At 50.5% G+C, this 19,920-nt stretch carries 24 protein-coding genes and 35 tRNA genes; 53 read left to right on the forward strand and 6 right to left on the reverse strand.

Features of this window, described 5'->3' with window-relative positions; all coding sequences use genetic code 11:
- The 39 genes from ACJU26_RS09420 to ACJU26_RS09610 all read left to right on the forward strand — a co-directional run bounded on the left by ACJU26_RS09420 (nt 1) and on the right by ACJU26_RS09610 (nt 6,931).
- Nucleotides 1-87, forward strand: a tRNA-Ser gene (locus ACJU26_RS09420).
- Nucleotides 88-190: 103 nt separating this feature from the next.
- A tRNA-Pro gene (locus ACJU26_RS09425) sits at nt 191-267 on the forward strand.
- Nucleotides 268-272: 5 nt separating this feature from the next.
- Nucleotides 273-362 (forward strand) — tRNA-Ser (locus ACJU26_RS09430).
- A gap of 6 nt (nt 363-368) precedes the next feature.
- A tRNA-Asn gene (locus ACJU26_RS09435) sits at nt 369-442 on the forward strand.
- A gap of 12 nt (nt 443-454) precedes the next feature.
- Nucleotides 455-530 (forward strand) — tRNA-Glu (locus ACJU26_RS09440).
- Nucleotides 531-533: 3 nt separating this feature from the next.
- A tRNA-Gly gene (locus ACJU26_RS09445) sits at nt 534-607 on the forward strand.
- 5 nt (nt 608-612) lie between these two features.
- Nucleotides 613-689, forward strand: a tRNA-Pro gene (locus tag ACJU26_RS09450).
- A 4-nt stretch (nt 690-693) separates the two neighbouring features.
- Nucleotides 694-785 (forward strand) — tRNA-Ile (locus ACJU26_RS09455).
- A 15-nt stretch (nt 786-800) separates the two neighbouring features.
- A tRNA-Leu gene (locus tag ACJU26_RS09460) sits at nt 801-877 on the forward strand.
- Nucleotides 878-920: 43 nt separating this feature from the next.
- Nucleotides 921-996 (forward strand) — tRNA-Ala (locus ACJU26_RS09465).
- Nucleotides 997-1,683: 687 nt separating this feature from the next.
- Nucleotides 1,684-1,759: transfer RNA gene (locus tag ACJU26_RS09470), tRNA-Thr, on the forward strand.
- Nucleotides 1,760-1,765: 6 nt separating this feature from the next.
- Nucleotides 1,766-1,842: transfer RNA gene (locus ACJU26_RS09475), tRNA-Leu, on the forward strand.
- 7 nt (nt 1,843-1,849) lie between these two features.
- Nucleotides 1,850-1,925: transfer RNA gene (locus ACJU26_RS09480), tRNA-Lys, on the forward strand.
- A 4-nt stretch (nt 1,926-1,929) separates the two neighbouring features.
- A tRNA-Arg gene (locus tag ACJU26_RS09485) sits at nt 1,930-2,006 on the forward strand.
- Between the two features lie 6 nt (nt 2,007-2,012).
- A tRNA-Asp gene (locus ACJU26_RS09490) sits at nt 2,013-2,087 on the forward strand.
- A gap of 7 nt (nt 2,088-2,094) precedes the next feature.
- Nucleotides 2,095-2,170 (forward strand) — tRNA-Lys (locus ACJU26_RS09495).
- 7 nt (nt 2,171-2,177) lie between these two features.
- Nucleotides 2,178-2,253: transfer RNA gene (locus tag ACJU26_RS09500), tRNA-Val, on the forward strand.
- Nucleotides 2,254-2,592: 339 nt separating this feature from the next.
- Nucleotides 2,593-2,666: transfer RNA gene (locus ACJU26_RS09505), tRNA-Trp, on the forward strand.
- A 4-nt stretch (nt 2,667-2,670) separates the two neighbouring features.
- A tRNA-Ala gene (locus ACJU26_RS09510) sits at nt 2,671-2,746 on the forward strand.
- A 371-nt stretch (nt 2,747-3,117) separates the two neighbouring features.
- Entirely contained in the window at nt 3,118-3,330 is a 213-nt protein-coding gene (locus ACJU26_RS09515) for a hypothetical protein (protein ID WP_414039434.1), read from the forward strand.
- Between the two features lie 16 nt (nt 3,331-3,346).
- Nucleotides 3,347-3,422 (forward strand) — tRNA-Thr (locus tag ACJU26_RS09520).
- 7 nt (nt 3,423-3,429) lie between these two features.
- Nucleotides 3,430-3,505 (forward strand) — tRNA-Leu (locus ACJU26_RS09525).
- A 4-nt stretch (nt 3,506-3,509) separates the two neighbouring features.
- Nucleotides 3,510-3,585: transfer RNA gene (locus ACJU26_RS09530), tRNA-Arg, on the forward strand.
- A 138-nt stretch (nt 3,586-3,723) separates the two neighbouring features.
- Nucleotides 3,724-3,800: transfer RNA gene (locus tag ACJU26_RS09535), tRNA-Arg, on the forward strand.
- Between the two features lie 33 nt (nt 3,801-3,833).
- Entirely contained in the window at nt 3,834-4,211 is a 378-nt protein-coding gene (locus ACJU26_RS09540) for a hypothetical protein (RefSeq protein ID WP_414039435.1), read from the forward strand.
- A gap of 222 nt (nt 4,212-4,433) precedes the next feature.
- Nucleotides 4,434-4,507: transfer RNA gene (locus ACJU26_RS09545), tRNA-Gln, on the forward strand.
- Between the two features lie 444 nt (nt 4,508-4,951).
- A tRNA-Leu gene (locus ACJU26_RS09550) sits at nt 4,952-5,028 on the forward strand.
- Nucleotides 5,029-5,051: 23 nt separating this feature from the next.
- Nucleotides 5,052-5,219 carry a hypothetical protein gene (locus tag ACJU26_RS09555; RefSeq protein ID WP_414039436.1) on the forward strand — a complete coding sequence of 56 codons (168 nt, stop codon included), beginning with the start codon at nt 5,052-5,054 and terminating at the stop codon, nt 5,217-5,219.
- A 225-nt stretch (nt 5,220-5,444) separates the two neighbouring features.
- Nucleotides 5,445-5,515, forward strand: a tRNA-His gene (locus ACJU26_RS09560).
- Nucleotides 5,516-5,553: 38 nt separating this feature from the next.
- Nucleotides 5,554-5,913 carry an aminoacyl-tRNA hydrolase gene (gene pth2, locus ACJU26_RS09565; protein WP_414039437.1) on the forward strand — a complete coding sequence of 120 codons (360 nt, stop codon included), beginning with the start codon at nt 5,554-5,556 and terminating at the stop codon, nt 5,911-5,913.
- Between the two features lie 90 nt (nt 5,914-6,003).
- Nucleotides 6,004-6,078, forward strand: a tRNA-Glu gene (locus ACJU26_RS09570).
- 5 nt (nt 6,079-6,083) lie between these two features.
- Nucleotides 6,084-6,159 (forward strand) — tRNA-Met (locus tag ACJU26_RS09575).
- A gap of 52 nt (nt 6,160-6,211) precedes the next feature.
- Nucleotides 6,212-6,298 (forward strand) — tRNA-Ser (locus ACJU26_RS09580).
- Between the two features lie 65 nt (nt 6,299-6,363).
- Nucleotides 6,364-6,438: transfer RNA gene (locus tag ACJU26_RS09585), tRNA-Ile, on the forward strand.
- 5 nt (nt 6,439-6,443) lie between these two features.
- Nucleotides 6,444-6,519 (forward strand) — tRNA-Thr (locus tag ACJU26_RS09590).
- A 4-nt stretch (nt 6,520-6,523) separates the two neighbouring features.
- Nucleotides 6,524-6,599, forward strand: a tRNA-Thr gene (locus ACJU26_RS09595).
- Between the two features lie 6 nt (nt 6,600-6,605).
- Nucleotides 6,606-6,680: transfer RNA gene (locus tag ACJU26_RS09600), tRNA-Cys, on the forward strand.
- 4 nt (nt 6,681-6,684) lie between these two features.
- Nucleotides 6,685-6,758 (forward strand) — tRNA-Gln (locus tag ACJU26_RS09605).
- A gap of 86 nt (nt 6,759-6,844) precedes the next feature.
- Nucleotides 6,845-6,931 (forward strand) — tRNA-Ser (locus ACJU26_RS09610).
- Nucleotides 6,932-7,009: 78 nt separating this feature from the next.
- Here ACJU26_RS09610 and ACJU26_RS09615 read toward each other — a convergent pair.
- A complete protein-coding gene (locus ACJU26_RS09615; RefSeq protein WP_414039438.1) occupies nt 7,010-7,387 on the reverse strand; it encodes a hypothetical protein in 378 nt (125 codons plus the stop codon).
- 147 nt (nt 7,388-7,534) lie between these two features.
- On the opposite strand from ACJU26_RS09615, the gene ACJU26_RS09620 reads away from it, so the two are divergent.
- Nucleotides 7,535-8,218: a hypothetical protein gene (locus ACJU26_RS09620; protein ID WP_414039439.1), complete on the forward strand. Its 684-nt coding sequence runs from the start codon at nt 7,535-7,537 to the stop codon at nt 8,216-8,218.
- Between the two features lie 35 nt (nt 8,219-8,253).
- Here ACJU26_RS09620 and ACJU26_RS09625 read toward each other — a convergent pair whose 3' ends face one another.
- Nucleotides 8,254-8,595, reverse strand: a complete 342-nt coding sequence (locus ACJU26_RS09625; RefSeq protein WP_414039440.1) for a hypothetical protein — start codon at nt 8,593-8,595, stop codon at nt 8,254-8,256.
- Nucleotides 8,596-8,731: 136 nt separating this feature from the next.
- Here ACJU26_RS09625 and ACJU26_RS09630 point away from each other — a divergent pair, with 136 nt between their 5' ends.
- The 11 genes from ACJU26_RS09630 to ACJU26_RS09680 all read left to right on the forward strand — a co-directional run bounded on the left by ACJU26_RS09630 (nt 8,732) and on the right by ACJU26_RS09680 (nt 15,610).
- The gene (locus tag ACJU26_RS09630) at nt 8,732-9,694 is read left to right on the forward strand and encodes an adenine-specific methyltransferase EcoRI family protein (protein ID WP_414039441.1); all 963 of its coding nucleotides are present in this window, start codon (nt 8,732-8,734) and stop codon (nt 9,692-9,694) included.
- A gap of 86 nt (nt 9,695-9,780) precedes the next feature.
- The gene (locus ACJU26_RS09635; protein WP_414039442.1) at nt 9,781-10,128 is read left to right on the forward strand and encodes a hypothetical protein; all 348 of its coding nucleotides are present in this window, start codon (nt 9,781-9,783) and stop codon (nt 10,126-10,128) included.
- Nucleotides 10,116-10,532, forward strand: coding sequence for a hypothetical protein (locus ACJU26_RS09640; RefSeq protein WP_414039443.1), 417 nt, complete (start codon nt 10,116-10,118; stop codon nt 10,530-10,532). Before ACJU26_RS09635 ends, ACJU26_RS09640 begins: the two co-directional genes overlap by 13 nt.
- 428 nt (nt 10,533-10,960) lie before the next feature.
- A complete protein-coding gene (locus tag ACJU26_RS09645; protein WP_414039444.1) occupies nt 10,961-11,674 on the forward strand; it encodes a hypothetical protein in 714 nt (237 codons plus the stop codon).
- Nucleotides 11,675-11,801: 127 nt separating this feature from the next.
- Nucleotides 11,802-11,924, forward strand: coding sequence for a hypothetical protein (locus ACJU26_RS09650; RefSeq protein WP_414039445.1), 123 nt, complete (start codon nt 11,802-11,804; stop codon nt 11,922-11,924).
- A 329-nt stretch (nt 11,925-12,253) separates the two neighbouring features.
- The gene (locus ACJU26_RS09655; RefSeq protein ID WP_414039446.1) at nt 12,254-12,742 is read left to right on the forward strand and encodes a hypothetical protein; all 489 of its coding nucleotides are present in this window, start codon (nt 12,254-12,256) and stop codon (nt 12,740-12,742) included.
- Between the two features lie 50 nt (nt 12,743-12,792).
- The gene (locus tag ACJU26_RS09660) at nt 12,793-13,533 is read left to right on the forward strand and encodes a complement resistance protein TraT (RefSeq protein ID WP_414039447.1); all 741 of its coding nucleotides are present in this window, start codon (nt 12,793-12,795) and stop codon (nt 13,531-13,533) included.
- A 102-nt stretch (nt 13,534-13,635) separates the two neighbouring features.
- Nucleotides 13,636-13,929: a hypothetical protein gene (locus ACJU26_RS09665; RefSeq protein WP_414039448.1), complete on the forward strand. Its 294-nt coding sequence runs from the start codon at nt 13,636-13,638 to the stop codon at nt 13,927-13,929.
- A 108-nt stretch (nt 13,930-14,037) separates the two neighbouring features.
- The gene (locus ACJU26_RS09670) at nt 14,038-14,778 is read left to right on the forward strand and encodes a hypothetical protein (RefSeq protein ID WP_414039449.1); all 741 of its coding nucleotides are present in this window, start codon (nt 14,038-14,040) and stop codon (nt 14,776-14,778) included.
- 63 nt (nt 14,779-14,841) lie between these two features.
- Nucleotides 14,842-15,285 carry a hypothetical protein gene (locus ACJU26_RS09675; protein ID WP_414039450.1) on the forward strand — a complete coding sequence of 148 codons (444 nt, stop codon included), beginning with the start codon at nt 14,842-14,844 and terminating at the stop codon, nt 15,283-15,285.
- A gap of 22 nt (nt 15,286-15,307) precedes the next feature.
- Nucleotides 15,308-15,610, forward strand: coding sequence for a hypothetical protein (locus tag ACJU26_RS09680; RefSeq protein WP_414039451.1), 303 nt, complete (start codon nt 15,308-15,310; stop codon nt 15,608-15,610).
- A gap of 23 nt (nt 15,611-15,633) precedes the next feature.
- Here ACJU26_RS09680 and ACJU26_RS09685 read toward each other — a convergent pair whose 3' ends face one another.
- The 3 genes from ACJU26_RS09685 to ACJU26_RS09695 form a co-directional block, all read right to left on the reverse strand.
- Nucleotides 15,634-15,864, reverse strand: a complete 231-nt coding sequence (locus tag ACJU26_RS09685; RefSeq protein ID WP_414039452.1) for a hypothetical protein — start codon at nt 15,862-15,864, stop codon at nt 15,634-15,636.
- Nucleotides 15,854-16,240 carry a Fe-S cluster assembly scaffold IscU gene (gene iscU, locus ACJU26_RS09690; RefSeq protein WP_414039453.1) on the reverse strand — a complete coding sequence of 129 codons (387 nt, stop codon included), beginning with the start codon at nt 16,238-16,240 and terminating at the stop codon, nt 15,854-15,856. The genes ACJU26_RS09685 and iscU overlap by 11 nt, the downstream gene beginning before the upstream one ends.
- A gap of 75 nt (nt 16,241-16,315) precedes the next feature.
- A complete protein-coding gene (locus ACJU26_RS09695; RefSeq protein ID WP_414039454.1) occupies nt 16,316-16,834 on the reverse strand; it encodes a hypothetical protein in 519 nt (172 codons plus the stop codon).
- A gap of 198 nt (nt 16,835-17,032) precedes the next feature.
- On the opposite strand from ACJU26_RS09695, the gene ACJU26_RS09700 reads away from it, so the two are divergent.
- The gene (locus tag ACJU26_RS09700; protein ID WP_414039455.1) at nt 17,033-17,869 is read left to right on the forward strand and encodes an amidoligase family protein; all 837 of its coding nucleotides are present in this window, start codon (nt 17,033-17,035) and stop codon (nt 17,867-17,869) included.
- 296 nt (nt 17,870-18,165) lie between these two features.
- Entirely contained in the window at nt 18,166-19,011 is an 846-nt protein-coding gene (locus tag ACJU26_RS09705) for a L,D-transpeptidase family protein (protein WP_414039456.1), read from the forward strand.
- 1 nt (nt 19,012) lies between these two features.
- Here ACJU26_RS09705 and ACJU26_RS09710 read toward each other — a convergent pair whose 3' ends face one another.
- Entirely contained in the window at nt 19,013-19,915 is a 903-nt protein-coding gene (locus ACJU26_RS09710) for a hypothetical protein (protein ID WP_414039457.1), read from the reverse strand.
- Nucleotides 19,916-19,920: the final 5 nt, after the last annotated feature.

Genomic DNA, 19,920 nt, shown 5'->3' on the forward strand with positions numbered 1-19,920 from the left:
GGAAAACTGGCTCAATGGTACAGCAGCGGGTTGCTAACCTGCCGTCGGGAAACCGGCATCCAGGTTCGAATCCTGGGTTTTCCGCCAGTCCATGGGGTTATGGCCATTTCGTGTAAGCGTTTACGGCTCTGGATTCGAACAGAACTACCGGAACGTTGTGCTGATTTGGTAACGGCCCCACCCCTTCAATCTGGGTATAGCGCAGCTTGGTAGCGTGTCTGATTCGGATTCAGAAGGTCGCCGGTTCGAATCCGGCTACCCAGACCAATCCTGGAGTGTTGCCAGAGTGGTCAAATGGCGCTGCCTGGAAAGCAGATGGCTGGGAAACCGGCACGCAGGTTCGAATCCTGCACACTCCGCCAATACATTCCGATATAGTTCAATGGCAGAACGGCCGGCTGTTAACCGGCGAATTCAGGTTCGAGTCCTGGTGTCGGAGCCAATTGTCATCATTGCACCCGTCTGCTAACAGGCCAGGCGCACGGACCTTCACTCCGGGAATGCGGGTTCGAGTCCCGTCGGGTGCCCCAATTGCGGGTTTGGTATATGGGCTGTGCCTTAGCCTTCCAAGCTAAAGAAACGGGTTCGAATCCCGTAACCCGCTCCAACTAACGGAATATGGCGCAGTCTGGCAGCGCACTTGTCTGGGGGGCAAGGGGCCGCGGGTTCGAATCCCGCTATTCCGACCAATATGCTTCCGTAGCTCAACGGTAGAGCGCCGGCCTTATAATCCGGAAGCGCCAGATTAGCGCGTGATGAGGGTTCGAGTCCCTCCGGAAGTACCAATCGTTTCCAGTTAAGCTCACCTGGTCCAATCGGCAGAGGCGACTGACTCAGACTCAGGATGTTCCCGGTTCGAATCCGGGGGTGAGCACCAATTCAGTAAAGGGACCTGATAACATGGGGGTCTTTACGGATTAGGGGTCATGGCTCAGTCGGGAGAGCGTCTGAACGGCATTCAGAAGGTCGCGGGTTCGAATCCCGCTGGCTCCACCAAATAGAGGGATTCTATCCGTATTGTTGGATATATTTTCGCGACGGGCCTCGATACGGATATATCCATTAGCGGGTTTTGCCCGTCCAAGGGTTCGAATCCCGCTGGCTCCACCAAATAGAGGGATTCTATCCGTATTGTTGGATATATTTTCGCGACGGGCCTCGATACGGATATATCCATTAGCGGGTTTTGCCCGTCCAAGGGTTCGAATCCCGCTGGCTCCACCAAATAGAGGGATTCTATCCGTATTGTTGGATATATTTTCGCGACGGGCCTCGATACGGATATATCCATTAGCGGGTTTTGCCCGTCCAAGGGTTCGAATCCCGCTGGCTCCACCAAATAGAGGGATTCTATCCGTATTGTTGGATATATTTTCGCGACGGGCCTCGATACGGATATATTCATTAGCGGGTTTTGCCCGTCCAAGGGTTTGCTGGCAATACCGACGGGTTATGTTTTCGCTGTGAAACAGGGGTTCGCGGAACGTGCTGTATTTATAGCAGGAAATCATACGGTTACGACAGCAGGGCTACAACGGCCATTGCAGGGGCATCGTACTTGCAACTAGCAAGCCAAGGGTCAAGTTTAGCATCCCTGGGCGTTACAATGGCCATTGCTTGGATATATCCATTAGCGGGTTTCGCCCGTCCAGTGGTTCGAATCCCGTTGGTTTTACCAATCTTGCCGGATTAGCTCAGTTGGCAGAGCATCCGCCTTGTAAACGGATGGTCATCGGTTCGATTCCGGTATCCGGCTCCATATCTTGCCCATATAGCTCAATTGGCAGAGGCATCGGACTTAAAATCCGAGGGTTCCCGGTTCGAATCCGGGTATGGGTACCAATATCATGCGTCTCTAACTCAACTGGCAGAGTACCGGGCTTTTAACCCGGGAGTTCAGGGTTCGAACCCCTGGGGACGTACCAATTTGCGCCATTGGCTCAACTGGAAAGAGCAGGAATTTCCTAGGTTCCGGGTTGCAGGTTCGAGTCCTGCATGGCGCACCAAATCATGGCCTCGTCATCCAACGGCAGGATACCCGACTGTCTATCGGGAGTGTGCGGGTTCAAATCCCGTCGAGGTCGCCAATATCATGCGTTTCTAACTCAACAGGCAGAGTACCGGACTCTTAATCCGGGAGTTGTGGGTTCGATTCCCACGGGACGCACCAATGTTATGCCCGGGTAGCTCAGTTGGCAGAGCGTCGGTTTTACACACCGAATGTCGCAGGTTCGAACCCTGCTCCGGGCACCAATTTTAGTAATGATGGGTAGGCGACTTGGGAAGTTGGCTTAGAAGCAGCCATCTTTTAAAGAGTATCCCGCCGACATCGTTAGGGCCTTGAGCCCGCGGCAGTTGTTTTGCGGAGAGCCATTGAGCGCGCTTGTAATCATGGGGAAAACGCAAAAATAACCCTGCGGGTGTATGGACACCGCTATCCGGTTTGGCCACCGGATACCCTACCCCGTACTTCGGGACTGGCAATCGTCTTTGGCAAATGGTCGTGGTTGCTGTGTGGGGGTGTCAATTTGCCGGTAGAAGACAGGATTTTGGCGTAAATGCACACCATTTCGCCTACCCATCATTATTTTTGCTTCCGTCGTCCAACGGTAGGACACAAGTCTCCAAAACTTGGTATTGCGGTTCGAATCCGTACGGAAGTGCCAATTCGGGGTCATAGCTCAGCCGGGAGAGCGTTTGCCTTGCAAGCAGAAGGTCGCGGGTTCGAATCCCGCTGGCTCCACCAAATAGAGGGATTCTATCTCTATTGCTGGATATATTTCCGCGACGGGCCTCGATACGGATATATCCATTAGCGGGTTTTGCCCGTCCAAGGGTTCGAATCCCGCTGGCTCCACCAAATAGAGGGATTCTATCCGTATTGTTGGATATATTTCCGCGACGGGCCTCGATACGGATATATCCATTAGCGGGTTTTGCCCGTCCAAGGGTTCGAATCCCGCTGGCTCCACCAAATAGAGGGATTCTATCCGTATTGTTGGATATATTTCCGCGACGGGCCTCGATACGGATATATCCATTAGTGGATTTCGCCCGTCGAACAGGCTCTATGTGACCGCCTGTGGTGCAACGGGTTAATTTCACTGGGGAACTATCATGCATTACGACAAAACAGTACAACCGGCTTTTCTGAAACGGATTCATGACCGCGCAGACGCCAGAAAAGCGGCAGAGGAAAAAGAGAAAAGACGACTGTTGATACTGGCCGCGCTGACTGGTGCGCAGATTGCGTTAGAACTGACGCGCCCAAGGAAAGTGGCCAAAAAAAGTTTGTGGGATAAAATCGAAGACACGGTTTTCCCGCTATGACAGAATTGTGCGGGATACGCCTGTAGCTCAGGTGGTAGAGCAGCCGCCCCGTAAGCGGCAGGTCGTCGGTTCGATGCCGGCCATGTGTTCCAAATTTTTGCCCGTCTGATGTAACTGGCAACCATACGAGGCCAAGAACCTCGGTTTCCCGGTTCGAATCCGGGGACGGGTACCAATTTCCGCCATTGGCGCAACGGAAAGCGCAACGGGCTTCTATCCCGTGGGTTGGGGGTTCGAATCCCTCATGGCGGGCCAATCCAGTCAAGCCCTCGATGTGACCTCTGCGCAAGCACGCCCTCTTGGGCAGGTATTTTCCATGCGCCTCTAACGCTATTGGCTAGAGTACCGGATTTTTAATAATCCGGGTTCGATTTCCTTTATTCAGCTCCGAACGCGCCCGTAGCTCAACTGGATAGAGTGCCTGGCTTCGAACCAGGAAGTTGGGGGTTCGAGTCCCTCCGGGCGTACCAATTTTAGACATAGAGACATATAGGAGATTCAAGATGAAAGCTATCAAGTGGTTGTTATTCATTTCGACGTTGTTCAAGTTGACATTTGGTTCCGCTTTGGCGACCAGTGACTTGAGCGGTTCAGGGATACTTGTCCACGACCTTAAAGTTCTGGAAAACCTGTTTCATGAATATACAGAACGTAAAGAGGATACAGAGAGAACGGCTGAACACAACCTGCTCGACTCTGTGGCAGAGAACATTCTTTCGTCCAGAGCTGTTCTCTGTCCCACGAAAACGGCTGTTACGGGTTTCAGAAACATATTTTTGGCATTATTCCCAGCCATTGTTCCTGTAGTTGGTAAACGTATGGCGGATAACCGTGGGATTGTCTTGTCGGCACTATGCGAAAAACCGGGCTATAAGATATAAGCGTTGTTTCTGCCCGGTTTCCTTTTGATTTTAATTGTGGCTATAGCTTAACAGGCAGAGCGTCGGGTTGAAGCCCCGAAGATACTGGTTCGATTCCAGATGACCGCACCAATTCAGTGACCAATCGCGAATTGTCCTGGTTGGCACACAATCACAGACCCATGACAACATGCCGGACATAGGTACCGAGCGGCCCGGGTTTGATTCCTGGATGGGTCACATTGAGGAATCGTCCAATGGCAGGACGCGAGTCCTTGAAACTCGTTATACAGGTTCGAATCCTGTTTCCTCAACCAAATACGGGAATCCCCGTCATTACCGTGCGGAAATATGCCAGAGCTGCGCCAATTTGAAATATCCGGTAATACCGACGGGTTATATTTTCGCTGTGAAACAGGGGTTCGCGGAACGTGCTGGATTTACAGCGGGAAATCATACGGTTACGATAACAGGGTTACAATGGCCATTGCAGGGGCATCGTACTTGCAACCGCACGAACATTGCCGCCGTCGACACCGTCACCGCGTTACAATGGCCATTGCAGGGGCATCGTACTTGCAACTTTTGAGCTCTCCGGCGAGCTTGCGAGTGCCTACTGTTACAATGGCCATTGCAGGGGCATCGTACTTGCAACATTTTCCCGCCCTGTGGGGCATTCTCCGTCTCTAGTTACAATGGCCATTGTAACAGCAGTATCAGGCGGGGAAACCATTCAGGCTGGGGTAGTTGACCCAATTCAAGCCCATCTAGTCCAACAGGCAGAGGCGTCGGACTCAAAACCCGAATGTTCCCGGTTCGAATCCGGGGATGGGCACCAATTTCATAAACAGGAGCAGTGTCATGTCGCACAAAATCAGCAAACAGGAAATCAGCAAACGGGAAATCGAGGAAATCGAGGAAATCATCCGCAAGCTGAAAGCTTGCGGTAATCGCTTGATGGAACTGGATGCAGAGATGGAACGGGTGCTTCCGCTTCGAACAGATTATTGTCCACTATCACAGAAATAAGGATATTTTTATGCAGGAATCTCACAAATCGTCGGTTCCGTTTTTGCAAGGCGCCCCGGTTGAGGAAGTATTGACGCAATTGATATTTGCTGCGCGTACGGCTCGTGAAACGGGAGAACCTGTACAACGTGGAGACTGTTTGGTTCATGCAGATGGTCACGTTACGAACGCGGGCACTGTCGAAGTGGCGGCGTCAATCGAGAAACGCCGGTAGGGTGTTTCGGTGTGGCCTTGGTGTAATGGCAGCACCGGAGATTGTGACTCTCCCGGTACGGGTTCGAATCCCGTAGGTCACCCCGAAGCAGACCTATTGTATTAACAAAGGAAACGCATCATGCATAAACAGGTTATCGTTATTCGTAAAGATTTAAACATGCGCAAAGGCAAAATGGTGGCCCAGGGTGCGCACGCCTCTCAACTCGCTATCATGAAGTCTGGAGAAACGTCTGAATGGGAATCCTGGTACGAAGCCTGGATGTCCGGAAGTTTTACCAAAATAGCCCTTGGCGTTTCTTCTGAAACGGAACTTCTGTCAATGATGAATGCTGCAAAAGAAGCGGGATTGCCGGTATCACTGGTAGAAGACTCCGGCTTAACTGAATTTCATGGACAGATTACCCGCACCGCGATAGGTATCGGTCCCGCCCCTGTTGAACTTATAGATGCTATTACAGGTGGTTTACCATTGTTATAATAAAGAACGAAACTCACGCCATAACGTAAGGCAGTTCATCGTTCAGAATTAAGGGGTTCCCGGTTCGAATCCGGGGAGTGGTACCCATTCGTTCCTGTCGTTCAAGGGCCAGGACGCTCGATTCTCGGTCGAGGAATGCGGGTTCGAATCCCGTCAGGAACTCCAATTTCGGACAGTTAGCTCAATTGGCAGAGCGGAAGTTTCATACGCTTTTCGTTGTCGGTTCGAATCCGGCGCTGTCCACCAATTGCGGGAATGGCTCAGTGGTAGAGCGCGACCTTGCCACGCACCAAAGAAAGGCGAGTTGGCAGAAGGGTATTGCACCTGTTTTGAACACAGTCGCTGGGAAACCGGCATGGGGGTTCGAATCCCTCACTCGCCGCCAATGCCAGTTGTTTATATCTATTTATGCGGGGATATGCCTATAAACAGGTATAAACACCTATATTTGCCTGGGTAGCTCAATGGCAGAGCACTCGACTGATAATCGGGAGGTTCGTGGTTCGAGTCCACGTTCAGGCACCAATTACGCCGGATTAGCTCAGTTGGCAGAGCAGTTGTCCCGTAAACAACAGGTCATCGGTTCGATTCCGGTATCCGGCTCCAATGCGCCAGCATAGCTCAGTAGGAAGAGCACGTTCTTGGTAAGAACGAGGTCGTGGGTTCGATACCCACTGCTGGCTCCAAACCACGTCTGGTTGGCCGAGTGGCAAGGCCGCAACCCGCAAAGTTGCGCACCCCAGGTTCGATTCCGGGGCCAGACTCCATTTTTGGGGAATCGTCTAGCGGCAGGACATCGGGCTCTGAACCCGCCAACCGTGGTTCGAATCCACGTTCCCCAGCCAAATTACGCCGTTGAGCCAACGGCGGACCAAACATCGGGAGGAACCTATGTCAGAACTTAAAGAATAACATCCACTAACTCTCATTTGGCGAGTTGGCAGAAGGGTATCGCAGTTGTCTCGAAAGCAACCGTCGGGAAACCGGCATGGGGGTTCGAATCCCTCACTCGCCGCCAATGTGTACACCGCCCTACCAGGCGGTTTTTTGTCGCGCAAGCCCAAAATAAAGACCCCCGCAATGCGGGGGAGTTGTCTTATTCTGTCATTTTCTTCAGAAAATCCAGGGCATCCTGTCGGGTTGCGCCACAAGATTCAGCGGCCGCAAAGAAATCCTCTCTATTTTTTTGTGTTATGGCCTGGGCAAACAGAACACCAGTATTCTGGTAATCTGGAGCCAGAAGAATGTTTTCCAACATCAATAGAGAGTCAGATGCCACGCAAACGATGCGTTGATTGCTGAAATCCCACTCCGGGTAGAACATTACATCATCATCATTCATGAGGACTCGACTCTTCTGGATGAGAAACTCCTTCAGTTTTTCCTCGTTTTCCAGAATTTCATCCTCAACCTCTATATCAACCGTGGCATAACAGGGCGTATCCTGCCCTAAAGTGATACGAATATTCTTCATGTTACGTGCTCCCATGAACTCGCGGCAAAATTACCGCAAGAAGATTACCGAAACGCTAAAATTTACACGGACACAATGAACGCAAATATTAGGTTTACGGTAAACAAGGTGGACAATTTCGTCTGGTGTTTGATAAGGAGGTTTCAAGTGTCAACCTACGTAAATCATCGGTTGAAAATCGAGGGGCACACCTCGATATTGAAAGAAATTTTGGGGAAATATTTCATGGGTGAGGTCCTCTCATTAAAGGCTATCATACCCATTCCGGAGAGCATTCAGAAAACTTTCTTTTCCAGCCTGCCAGTTAATGAAATGTTGGTCGGGTGGTATCTTAAAGGATATTTGTCTGGAGAACAGTTTCGTCAGATATTGGGCATGCCGAAAGGAGACGATAACGAGTCTCTGTCTCATGCAGAAGAAGCTCTCCTGGAAATGCTTGAGGCCGGAAACAAGAAGCTGACCATGCGCCATGACATGTTCAGGAAAGTTGTTCAGGCATATCTGGAAACAGGATATGTGAACTGGAATAGCTGGTCCGTAGTCAATTGGGGTGTACAAAATAACGTTTATGCCGGTTCTATCGCAGGTCCGGAAAATGAACGCCTTTTGGCTTGGTTTAGAACCTTTCGGGGCTGTCCGGGTCCCGCTTTGCGGGAACTTTCTAGCAGATATCCGCAATGCTCATTCGAGCTGGCGTCCATGTGCGAGGGATACTGCTTTTCCAATGTCATGTCTATCCAAGCCGGAGCAGTAACGCACTGTCCGTCCACCATGGAGTCTGTTCGGGCAATTATCAATGAGGACAACTCCGCGAAACGAATGGGAGATTGACGCAACCAAGCCCCCTTATGGGGGCTTTTTCTTGTCTAAAGTCCAACAAAACGCATGAGACAACGCGTCGAACAAAAGGCATAGTTGCTTTCAAACGTTGCTTCGTGTTCCTGCACACTCTTGCCGCATTCGGCACAGGCAACAAGCTCATTGAACGGCGTGTAAATACCTAACCCAGCAGACGGGAACTGTCTTGCTGATGGGTCCACAATTTTTCCGGACCCATCCGTACACCACCAGTGTGGCTCTTCCCGATTCCATATCGGACACCAGTAATGTCCCCGTACCAGCTTCAGCTCCGGATTGTTTGCGCAGGCTTCCTCCGCCAATTCCCGGCACTTTCCCCGATACTGTTTGTAATTTTCCTCGTAAGACATGACACCACCTCGATAAACACAGGACAAAATTGTCCACCTTGTTTACCGTAAATTGCGATTTCACATCTCCCAGGCAGTCTCAACAACAGTTCTGTTTCGGTATGTTGGCCAATAGATGTTTTTCAGTAATCGCCGCATGTCCGACAATAAAAACCTGTGTGCCGCGATACGTGCGAGAAACGATGAATTCTATACGCAATTTCCAGATATCGAAGCGGAGATATCTGGATATATCGACGCCAACCCGAACATCTTTCGCGGGAAAACGGTACTTTGTCCTTGCGACGACCCGGAGCGGAGTCAATTTACCCAGTATTTTTTACTGAACTTCAACCGGTTGGGACTTATACGACTAATATCTACCAGCTATTCAGGAATCGGGGGAAACCCCGGGAAATGTCTTATCAGAATGCGAACCGGACACGCCACCAAAGATTTCCGGAAACTCCTGTCGGAAAATGGTGATTTTCGCAGTAAAGAGATAACGGCGTTCCGTGATGAAGCGGATTTCATCATCACGAATCCGCCCTTTTCTCTGTTTAGAGACTTCATGACATGGATTCTCGCCGCCCCTGACTCCAAACACTTTCTGGTAATTGGTAACCAGAACGCCATAACCTACAGAGACGTGTTTCCGTTGATTCAGCGCCGGCAAATGAGACTCGGATATACTCCCCGAAAACGCATGCTCTTTCGGACCATCCATGAAGAAGCGTTGCGGGACGTTCCGGCCATATGGCTAACCAACATGGTTCACAGTCGAATGGCGAAACCCTTGCGTCTGCGCACCATGGATGAAAATATCCGCAGCAATCCGAGAATCCAGAAGCATAAAACAGCCTATATGGAATATGACAACTACCGGGCCATCGAGGTCCCGTTCACCAAGGCAATACCTTCCGATTATCCCGGAATCATGGGGGTACCCATCAGTTTTTTGAACCACCACTGTCCGGAGCAGTTTGATATTCTGGGGTCCACCGAGAGCGGCGGAAACGTACTCTGCAAGGAAATCTGGAAGACATCCGGGAATCCCGGACACGGAAGAGTCGCCGGAATCACCCTGTTCAAGCGCATTTTCATACGGCATCGTCACTGACTTCTTGGCCCCGATATTGCCGATTTCAGATTTCCGGTAAACACCATGCAGCATTTTCGCTGTGTGTTGATGACAGGAGAAAAAACATGAAACAGGCATTGGCGGTAAACGTCTTGGACAAGTGTGTTGTGCCCTGCCCCAACCGGAATCTGGAGGTGGTCATTACGCCCCTGGGTCGTGGAATATTACCGCGCAATCGGGTACAGAAAGGAGACCTGGTGGTGTATATTCCGAACGGAGCTCGGTTATCCTATAGCGTCCTGCGACATCTGGGTTTTGATGTGATATCCGATGTAGTGGGTAACGATGACATCGTACGTCTCCGGAATGTGTATGGCAGTTTCGTGGATGGCGTTGTTTCCGATTATCCGTGTGAAAGCATGTCCGTGGGTGAGGATTGTCAACAAATGTTGGGGCTGCAATGGGTCAGTTAGGAATTCGGGAATACACACTCCTATGGGTTACGATATCGGCCCTGACCGGTTGCGGAAGCATCGTTTTACCGGCGGCGAACCCGCCCAGCGTGAGTATTGCCAGAAACTTCTGGCAGACGGGTCAATATGTGCAAGTGGACAAGGGCATCGCGTTTATCGGCGCCCACAGCAACGCCAGACGATATTGGGCCACCTGGGACCCGGTAACGGATAATCTCACCGCCCATATTCGAGGCAGCCGACATCGCCACTGGCAGATAACCGGCGTCGGAACTGCGGAATTGTGTCACGCGTTTCCCGTGGGCTGGTGTTTTGACGTACGCTATTTCACCGGCGCCAGTACGGGATATGTAAGATACGAGGTGTTACAGGAAAAAGGGGCGTTTCTCATAACTGCCCGGTAACCCATGTACCCCGGATATTCCGGGGTACCTTTCTGTGTCAGTTCCACGCTTTCGGGACCCATTTCCCGACGGATATACGTCTCAAGTTGTTGACATAAAACAAACGACACGCATGTTGTAACCGCTCGACGACACCCATCGGAATGAACATGCTGGCCATGGACGTTCGCACAATGGGCTTATGATAAATTTCCACCTTTTCACTATACTCCAGCATCATGAGATGCTGACATTCGAAAAGACGCATTTCCAGATTGTCACCGTCAGGCAACATTCCGGTTTCTAATCGTTTCAAGTAATCCCTTCTGTTCAATTGGATACCTTTTATTGTGGTTAATTTATAGCAAGTTGCGTGCCAACATATCAAATATATATTTTCCGGTAACCTTAAAGGCGACAATTTTGTCGTGTGTTTGAAGGAGAGAGCTATGACAACCAAAGTGGTTTTAAGCATACGTGGGGCGTCAAGAACCATAGAGGATATCTCTTCCGAGTATTGCCTGTTTCTTGGGTATCCCTGTTTCGAGCGGATTTATCCGACACCCGCAATATTCAAGATGTTTTCGCAAGTCAACGGGGAAGATTTGATTTCGGCCTATTTGACACGCGATAATCCAGGGAGCAGTCAAATGCGTCACCTCATGACAACCATGTTCCCTACGTGGCTCCGGTTACGTATGCCATATTCGGAAATGTTGGATGAAGTCAAGCAGTTGTTCAATGTTTTTGAGGATACCAACTGTGCATCCATTTGGGAGTGGCGCTCGAAAATGTGGGGAACAGAAGATGAGCCGTATGCCGGCACTTTACTATCCCTTCCCAATGAGGCGAGGCCATATGCGAATACGGGGAGTCGTGTTCGTCATATCGTTTCGGTATTTGAGATGAAGAATCTGTTCCATTTCGGAGTGTTTTCCAAAATACTGGAACGATATCCCGAATGTACGCATACCGCTTATGTTTTCAACGAGCACGCTGGTCGCTTCTCTGAGGGCTATTTGTGGGTAAACGACCACGTGAGTGTCATGACGTTGCGCGAAGCGAAAGACGTTGTACGACAAAGCTTTATGTGGGAAATCCCAAAAATCAGAAATCTGGTTTTGGGACGGCGACTCCAGTACAGGGATGTCGAGTTGGTTTGACAGGATGCCCGCACCCGTGCGGGCTTCCTAGCAAGCAGGGCGTATCTGTTGGGATACCCGACAATTTCAACTTTTCGGTAATGGTCATGCGGTAATGTTCCCGCGTGTTTTTGTAAAGGAGACCAACATGGAGAAAATCAAAGGGAAACTTCCCCGCCTCAAGGTTCGTATGGGGGTCATCCCCACCCGTGTTGAACGGGACAAAACGAAATATCGCCGAAAGGAAAAACACAAAGTGCGATATTCTTGACTACTACGGGCGGTTTCCGCCCTTTTTTCATGTCCAGCTTTTTCTATGATTTTCCGAGAAGCATTCCTGATGAACAACCACACGCCAGCACCAATTCCCCGTTTCCGGTAATCGGTTGGGCAAGTGCGGAAAAATTCAGAAATATGGGGGTATAAATCGTGTTGATTTCTTGGCTGGTAGCCGTTAGCGGTACACTTTTGTTTTTGTTCCTGTTCGACAAAATGCCCTTACGTCTTTTTTGGAAAGTGCTCCGTATTCTCTGGGAGGATTGTCGCCATCCCCCAAGTGTTGCCTGTATGTCTCCTCCTCAGAGAATGAGATGGCTCTTTGTGTTGGGGTTGTTGCTTTGGGTTTTTCTCATCGGCGCGTGGACCGGTTGGCTGTTTCGGATGATTCCATTTTGGGTGCTGCTCATACTGGACCCGATATTTGCAGTGCTCGCCATGTCGCAAAGTAATATCCCATTATCGTTTTTTCAGGAACTACAGCGGGGATTCGACAAGAACGAGGAACGGGAAGCCTGGTTGACGTTCTTCGAGAGACAACACCCGGAACTTGTTGCGCTCCCACCCTGGATATTGCCTGCGCAACCCATATCTTATATGGAAACCCTGTTTGTTCTTGCGGGAGTGTTGTTTCCCCTGTTCCCGATGGGCCTGCAACTGGTGTTGAGTGGAAATGCCATGGTGGCATTGCGATTGACGCTATGTCTAACCTTTGCATTCATTACCGCCATCCCCATGATTCGATGGACTGGTATCCTTGTGGGTGGAAGATATGCCTGGTGGGCCGAATATCATTGGTTACGTACGCACTAATTTTCAGTTTCCGGTAAAGGTGTTTTAACCACACCTCAGCAGGAGGGTTTATGCGTCCATCTTTTGCAGTGAAACTGACTTTGATTCCCGCCATTGTGGCATTGTCCGGGTGTGCGGCCACGGAAATGGCCATTCAACATCGAAACCTGGCGGTTCAGACCAAGATGTCCAATACTATCTTTTTGCCACCCGCATCGCCATCCGAACAGACGGTATATTTACAGATGCGGAACACCTCTGACGAGAATATGGATATGCCCAGGCTCCGTCAGGAACTGGCGGTGGACCTGAATAATCAGGGATATCGTGTCGTACCGTATACGAAAGCACATTACCTGTTGCAGGTCAATGTGTTATCCGTAGGCAAGACAACGACTTCTGCCGCGCAGGCAGCCTTGGGCCAAGGATACGGTGGCACGTTGGCCGGTGTCCTGGCCGGAGGCGCCATCGGAGGTGTGGCGGGTCAGTCCTATGAGGCCGCCGGGATTGGGGGTCTCGCAGGCGGTGCCATTGGTTTTCTGGCCGATTCTCTGGTTCACACCAACACCTATGGCATGGTAACCGATGTCCAGGTCGGGGTTAGAAGCAAGAATGCGGTTCAATCGCAATCCAAGGCGAACCTGTCGCAGGGAACATCCACACAGATACACCAGCAGTCTACCGCATCCGGTCACTGGATGTATTACCGGACCCGCATCGTGTCCACTGCCAACCAGACGGATTTGAGTTTCAAGCATGCACTCCCGGCGTTGCAAGGACAACTGGTACATTCCCTGGCGGGCATTCTATGAAGAAGATTACCGGTGGAGCATCCCGAATATCGAGTTTCCGGTAATAGTCATGGATACCTGAATAACGGATTTCAGGTATCCTCTAAAAATTGAGAGACCACCATGCAAACAGGAAAACTATTCAGAATGATGGGAGTATCCTTATTATTGGCCAGCTTCCTTCTGAAATACGGATATTCGCCATTGTTTTACCCGCAGGCAATTCCCGCAACACAGTTCGGGAATATTCCCTATCTTTTCGGAATATCGGGGGTCGCTTTTTTCTTCGGGAGTTTCTGGAGTGTCTTGGATGATTTTCTGGGCGCACTGTTGTCCTTGCCCTCTTATCTTTTGGACAAATGGTTTACCGACAAGAAAATCGACACGAACCATGTAACAAAAGTTACCCAGAAATAATGGTTTAATCAACTGCCATACTTCCGTCTCCAATTTTCGGGTTCCGGTAACTGCCCCCGGACACCACCAATTGGTGGAGCCCGGGGGTTTTGATTATGGGGGGTGCTCATGGCATATTTACACGCAATCGCATTCTTGTTGTTGATAGTTTGGGTGGTGTGGGTGTTGGAGATTCCGGGATTACATACATTGCGGGGACTGATACTGCGGAAGCATACCGCGTCAGCCGACCCTCCGGAACGTTGGGCGATGGAGTGGTATCGAGCCACCTTTGCACCAGATAGCGGTATTCCCGGGCTGTCTCGCGCGCTGATTTGGTCAGGTTGGATTTCCTGGTTGTCGCTGTTCGTACTGTCGGGTTTGGTCAGCTTGTATGCAAAGGGCTGGTTACCCAACGTTCCTGGACTGGTATTTTGGGTTACGACGCTTGTCGTGGTTTCCTCCGCCCTGTTGCTTATACTGCTCGGCACGGAAGCGTGGTTGTTGCATCGAAAAGGCGTTCCTGGAAATGTCGGTGTTCGTCGGGACCAATGGTTGCAGGCGCATCCGGTTCCGCAAGGTTTTTCTGGTTCATCCGTGAAAAAACTTTCAACGTGGTTCTGGTTGGATGAGAAACTCATTGGACAGTTTAATCGGATTTATCAGTTTTTGGGCGGAATCGCTATCGCTTTGCTGTTATTTTCTTATGACGACGCCATCACTATTTCTGGATTCCTGCATGTGTTGTTTCTTTGGGGGCTGGTTGTCTTATGGTTTCCTGTCCCCTTCTCCGTTTGGCTTTCCCGTCTGGACTGGACCCATCGTGACAGAGAGGTTCTCCTGGCATGGGCTGGTTCGCGAAGCACCTAAAAACCCCCACCAATCTTCGGATTCCTGTAACTGCCCATAGACACTACCCATGGAGGATAAATCGTGGTACCGTCTTGGCTGTTTTTTCTGGTGCTCGCCTGGCTGTTGTTGGAAATGCAGATTCCGGATTTCAACAAGCTTTTGTACTTGCCTTTAAGGGAAAATACCACACCCCCCAATCTTACGGAACGCTGGGCGATGGAATGGTATCGAGCCACGTTTGCGCCGGATTGTGGTATCTCTTGGTTTCATCCTGTACTCTCATGGCTCGGCTGGATATCCTGGTTGTCCATGTTTGTATTGGCAGTACTGACGTCTCTTTTTGCCCGTGGATTGTTACCCGATGTTCCCGGACTGGTATTCTGGGTTACGGCGCTTGTCGTGGTTTCCACCACCTTGTTTGCTCATTCTACTCGGGATAGAAGCATTGTTACTGCATCTGAAAAGGGTTCCCCGGGACGTTCGTATCCGTCGGAACCAATGGTTGCAGCATCACCCGGCTCCTGAAAAACGGTATCGCGGAAGAGTCATGAAAAATCATTTAAAAGATACCGCCGTTACAGAGAAACTTCCCTGGTGGTTCTGGCTGGACAAGACGCTCATTGTCCAAGGGTACAGGATTGTTACGTTCATGGGGGGTGTCGCAGGTGTTGTGTTATTGTCATTCTTTGGAGGGTACGTAACGGTTGTCGGATTACGGGATGCGCTTTTTTGCTGGGGAATTGTCTTTTTATGGTTTCCTGTCCCCTTCTCCGTCTGGTTGTCCCGTCTGGACTGGACGCACCGTAACAGAGAAGTTCTCCTGGCGTGGGCTGGTTCTCGAAGTCCGTAAAAACGCCACTTTCGGTGTCCCGATTATTCCTGAGTTTCGCGATAAGGGGTGGCCCACTGTTCCACGTGTTGTCCCGCCACATAGCAGATATGCCACAGGAATATACTGGGAAATATTCCCGCAAGCATCCAAATATGGTAGGGATGCAATGACAATTGCCAAACCAATGTTTCCCGAAAGGCAAAATAAGGCAACGCGACGTAAAAAATGGAAGATAACGCCAGAATGCCAACAATAATCAGGTTATTCTTCATGATGCAATTTTTTCTGGTAATCCGCAATGGCAGCCTTGATGGCATCCTCCGCCAGCACCGAGCAGTGAATTTTTACCGGCGGCAACTCCAGTTCCTGGGCAATATCCCGGTTCTTGATACGGGATGCCTCTTCGAGCGTTTTCCCCAGTAACCACTCCGTCACCAGGGAACTGGATGCAATGGCGGAACCACACCCGTAGGTCTTGAACCTGGCGTCCACAATTCGATTGCCAGATACCTTTATCTGTAACCGCAGGACATCACCGCAAGCCGGGGCACCCACCATGCCGGTTCCAACGTCCGAGGCGTTAGTGTTCAATTTTCCAACGTTGCGAGGATGTTGATAATGGTCCAGTACCTTTTCTGAATAAGCCATATGGACGCCTCCCATATGGCTTACAGAAAACACGAAATTGGCAAGTGCTGGTTTGGTTTTTCAGCAAATTTAATTTCAGTAAGGAACGCCGTTCGTAGGACTTGATGATTGCTGATGAGCTGACTCCATCTCCCGATACAGGGAAACCACCATTGTCATTTGCGCAGGTGTCAGAATCTTCCGTATTTTTTCGTCGGCAGCCACACTATGATGCAAAAGATTGTCTTGGCTTTTGGCCACGGCATCGATGGCCGCATGCAATGATGCGCCGGTAACATTATTCAGGATATCCTCGTGCAATGTCCGGTTGGTGGACATGGCACTTTCCATAAGCAGCTCATTCCCTTTCAAGGAGCCTATCAACGCCCGCCTTTGCGCGGGAGTGATGCCCAATTTCCGCATGTTACGAAAGATAACCGGCATGAATGGGGGAATGGGTGCCAACTTGTACATGTTGGGTAATTGCACCTGACGCGCAGGCGGAATAACGGGTCCAGGACCCAAATGCGGCATGAACGGATACCCGGAAGCAAACGCCAGTGCCGGAACCAAAGCCATGAATACGGCTATAGCGCTTCGTGATAATTTTGACATGTTCTGTTCGCGGGAACCCCGATGCCACCATCGGGTAGGGATAGCGCCTGCCCGCCTCCTGTATGTGAAAGCTATCCTGAGTGGAATGTTCATTACTGAAAATTTGATATTCGTGATTCGCTTCTGACAGCCAATTCACCATTTCCGGTAACTCCAGCAATCGGCAATGTCGCCGTGTGTTCATGTTGGAGGTGGTTTATGTGGTATGAATATCACTCTTCCGGAAGTAAGAAGTTTAAAAAAGCCGGGAGGTCTCACCAGAAGGTTCTGGGGGTAGAGATAGAGTTTGCTCCATCACTTCTGGCCCCCGAAAAATTTGGGGGCGTGGGGCAATTCTGCGCATATTTGGAAAAAACCCTGTACAAATCAAGAATAAACCCAGATTTATTTGTCTTCGAAAAAGATGGCTCCATTCCCGGGTGTGGGCATATCTTCGGGTTGGAGATGATTTCTCGGCCAATGGCATCGAAGATGATGCGGCAACAGAATTGGGCGGGATTCTTCCGACAATTGCAGTCAGACGGGTTTATCCATCTGGGGCATCCCGATTGCGGGATGCACATTCATGTGGATGGGATGAAAGTCCGAGAAACGTCTCGTGAGGATTCCCATCGATATTTCGCGGTGCTCTGGCACCGCCTGGCAACATTGGAATCGAACGATTTCGGAAGTCTGTTCGGGCGCTACCCAAACGAGTACTGCGAGACGTTCCCATCACTGGAAACCGAAGAGGAGTTGTATGACGAGGATGGCCCGTACTGGTCAACCGTCTGCCAATATTACGACAACATCACATTGCTGGATGTTTGTCGTATCTTCGGAACCAACTCCGAATTCCGAGATAATCTTCGGTATGTTCCATTGAACATGACTCATAAAACAAAAACCTTGGAATTCCGGATGTGGGCTTCTCCCCAGGATGAGGTGGATGTGTCCGCCGCGATAACATTCGCGGAGAAGTTCGGATATCCGGACGAGGATTTGGTGAAACGGGTAACGACCCCGGATATATCCTCTTTAAGCTTGTTTCTCTAAGTCTCAAGCCCCGCTTTATGCGGGGTTTTTATTGACAGAATAACTGTTTTCCAGAAGTCGACCAACGATGTCGTTCTGTTCGATTATCCCACGTCCAATCTGAGAAATCCGGTAAACGGGATTATTCATGGAATTGGAGTGTGGAATTGGAAAGATTTCGGCGGCATGGCGTTTCTCTTCTTATGGGGTTGATAGTCAACGTGTTCAGTATATCCGCTTTTGCGGGTTATGGTTATCCTGTTCATGAAACGTACACGTTTCATCAAATTGTATCCCGATTACAGGAGTTACGATATTTGCCGTTGACCCGGGCGTATATCCGGGGTTGTCATGGGCAACGTATCCGACACGACGCCTTTCTGTTTCCAGTGCCGAAACCATTACAGCAGGCAGCGGACGATTACGCCTGGAACCGCCACAACCCGTTCATCCGCGGGGCAATTATTCAGTTCGAACGACAAAATGGCCTGTTAGGTCCACAGGGCATCTCCGAGGGAAACCTGCACCCGTCGATTATTCGAAAACTATTTTCCCGGTGTGCCAAAAAGAATGCGTGGAGCTGGGAGTGGGTATATGTCACCAAGGCATCGGGTACCCGACAACCGGAACAGATGCACATCTGGGAACGCGGGATGCATTTCGTACCGCATTCCTTTGGCGACGAATCACAGGGTTTCGTCGTTCTGAATGGCTGGATTTGGGGTACTGTCGTCAACACTGGCGTATTGGGTTCCACTCCGGAGGGTACCTGGCCCGTCTATCAACGGTTACCGTCCACCACCATGCGAGGGGTATTTCCGGTTCCTATCAGTCGCGCAGTATGGAAAAGCCTGGCCGGAAAACAGGTACCGCAATGGGCAGGGTCCAGATTGATGATGCCCGCACGTGGAACGGTTGACGGACACTATGTCACCTGGCAACCATACAATGACCCGGATATTCTGTGGGTCAACTATTTTGATGATGGACGCGGCATCCATTACTATCCCCGAGCCAGGTATGGTTTTCCACAGTCCGCCGGGTGTGTGGAACAACCCTATGATTCGGCGCCGGTTACTTATCGGCTTTTGCATTATGGCGTACCCGTCACCATTTCCAGTGCCCGTTTCCGCGATGCCTATGCGGAAATCCGTCACGGATAAGTTAGTCTGACGTTTGCCGTAACTCGGCATAAATCGTCGAGAAATATTGTGCTATATCCGATTGCAGAGGTTGATAAAGCGATTCCAGTCTTGCTGGCAGATAAATCTGCATGAACGCGTTTCGCGTTATCCATTCCGGCCAGGCGGATTGTCTTTCCAAAGCTGACAGCGCCGGTTTCTTCCAGTAAATCACCAGCAGTCTTTCAGGAGTAACCGGCAATACCAGGGTGTCTCCGGGCTGCGGGTCGTTCCCCAGACAACTCGCGGGTAGCACCTTCCCACTACCCGGGGATATATACAATACGGGATTGTCACTCAACGCCAGTACGGGGTCTTTCAGGGTGAACAGCCCGGCCCCCAACCCCGCGCGTTCCAGTTGTTCCAGGTCGGCAATGTACGCGGAAAGCTTGTCCAGACGCACAATCAGGGCGGACATGCTGTCTTCCCACAAGGACCTGGCCACCGCCATCTCCAGTTTGCCGTCTGATGTTTCCCGAAAACGGGGAAACCCGTCCTCTGGCCTGGCGTCACTGAAAAAGAAAAGGGGTTGCGTCCGGCTGAACGTGGAAAACAACAATAAAACGGCAGCAGAGACCAATACCCGAGGCAACACACTGTAACCCCCCCTGTGAGCCAGACGAACATAAGAAAAAAGATGTTGCCGCATATCAAAGGATTCCGAATCCAGATGAATGGGAAAAACCCGACTGATGTGCTTCTCGATATCGTGAATGGCCGCCTCTACATTGTCCGGAAAAAGTTGACTACCACAGTAGACACTGCGCGGAGACAGTTGCTGCCGCCCCCCGAACCTGTCCAGCAATATACCACCACCTCTGGAACTGAAGTGTTGAATCAATGCCTTCTGAATGAAATGCCGATTGTCGCCAAACCTGTTCGCCATGACCG

Source organism: Acidithiobacillus sp. M4-SHS-6, from assembly GCF_047421495.1.
Lineage (GTDB): Bacteria > Pseudomonadota > Gammaproteobacteria > Acidithiobacillales > Acidithiobacillaceae > Acidithiobacillus.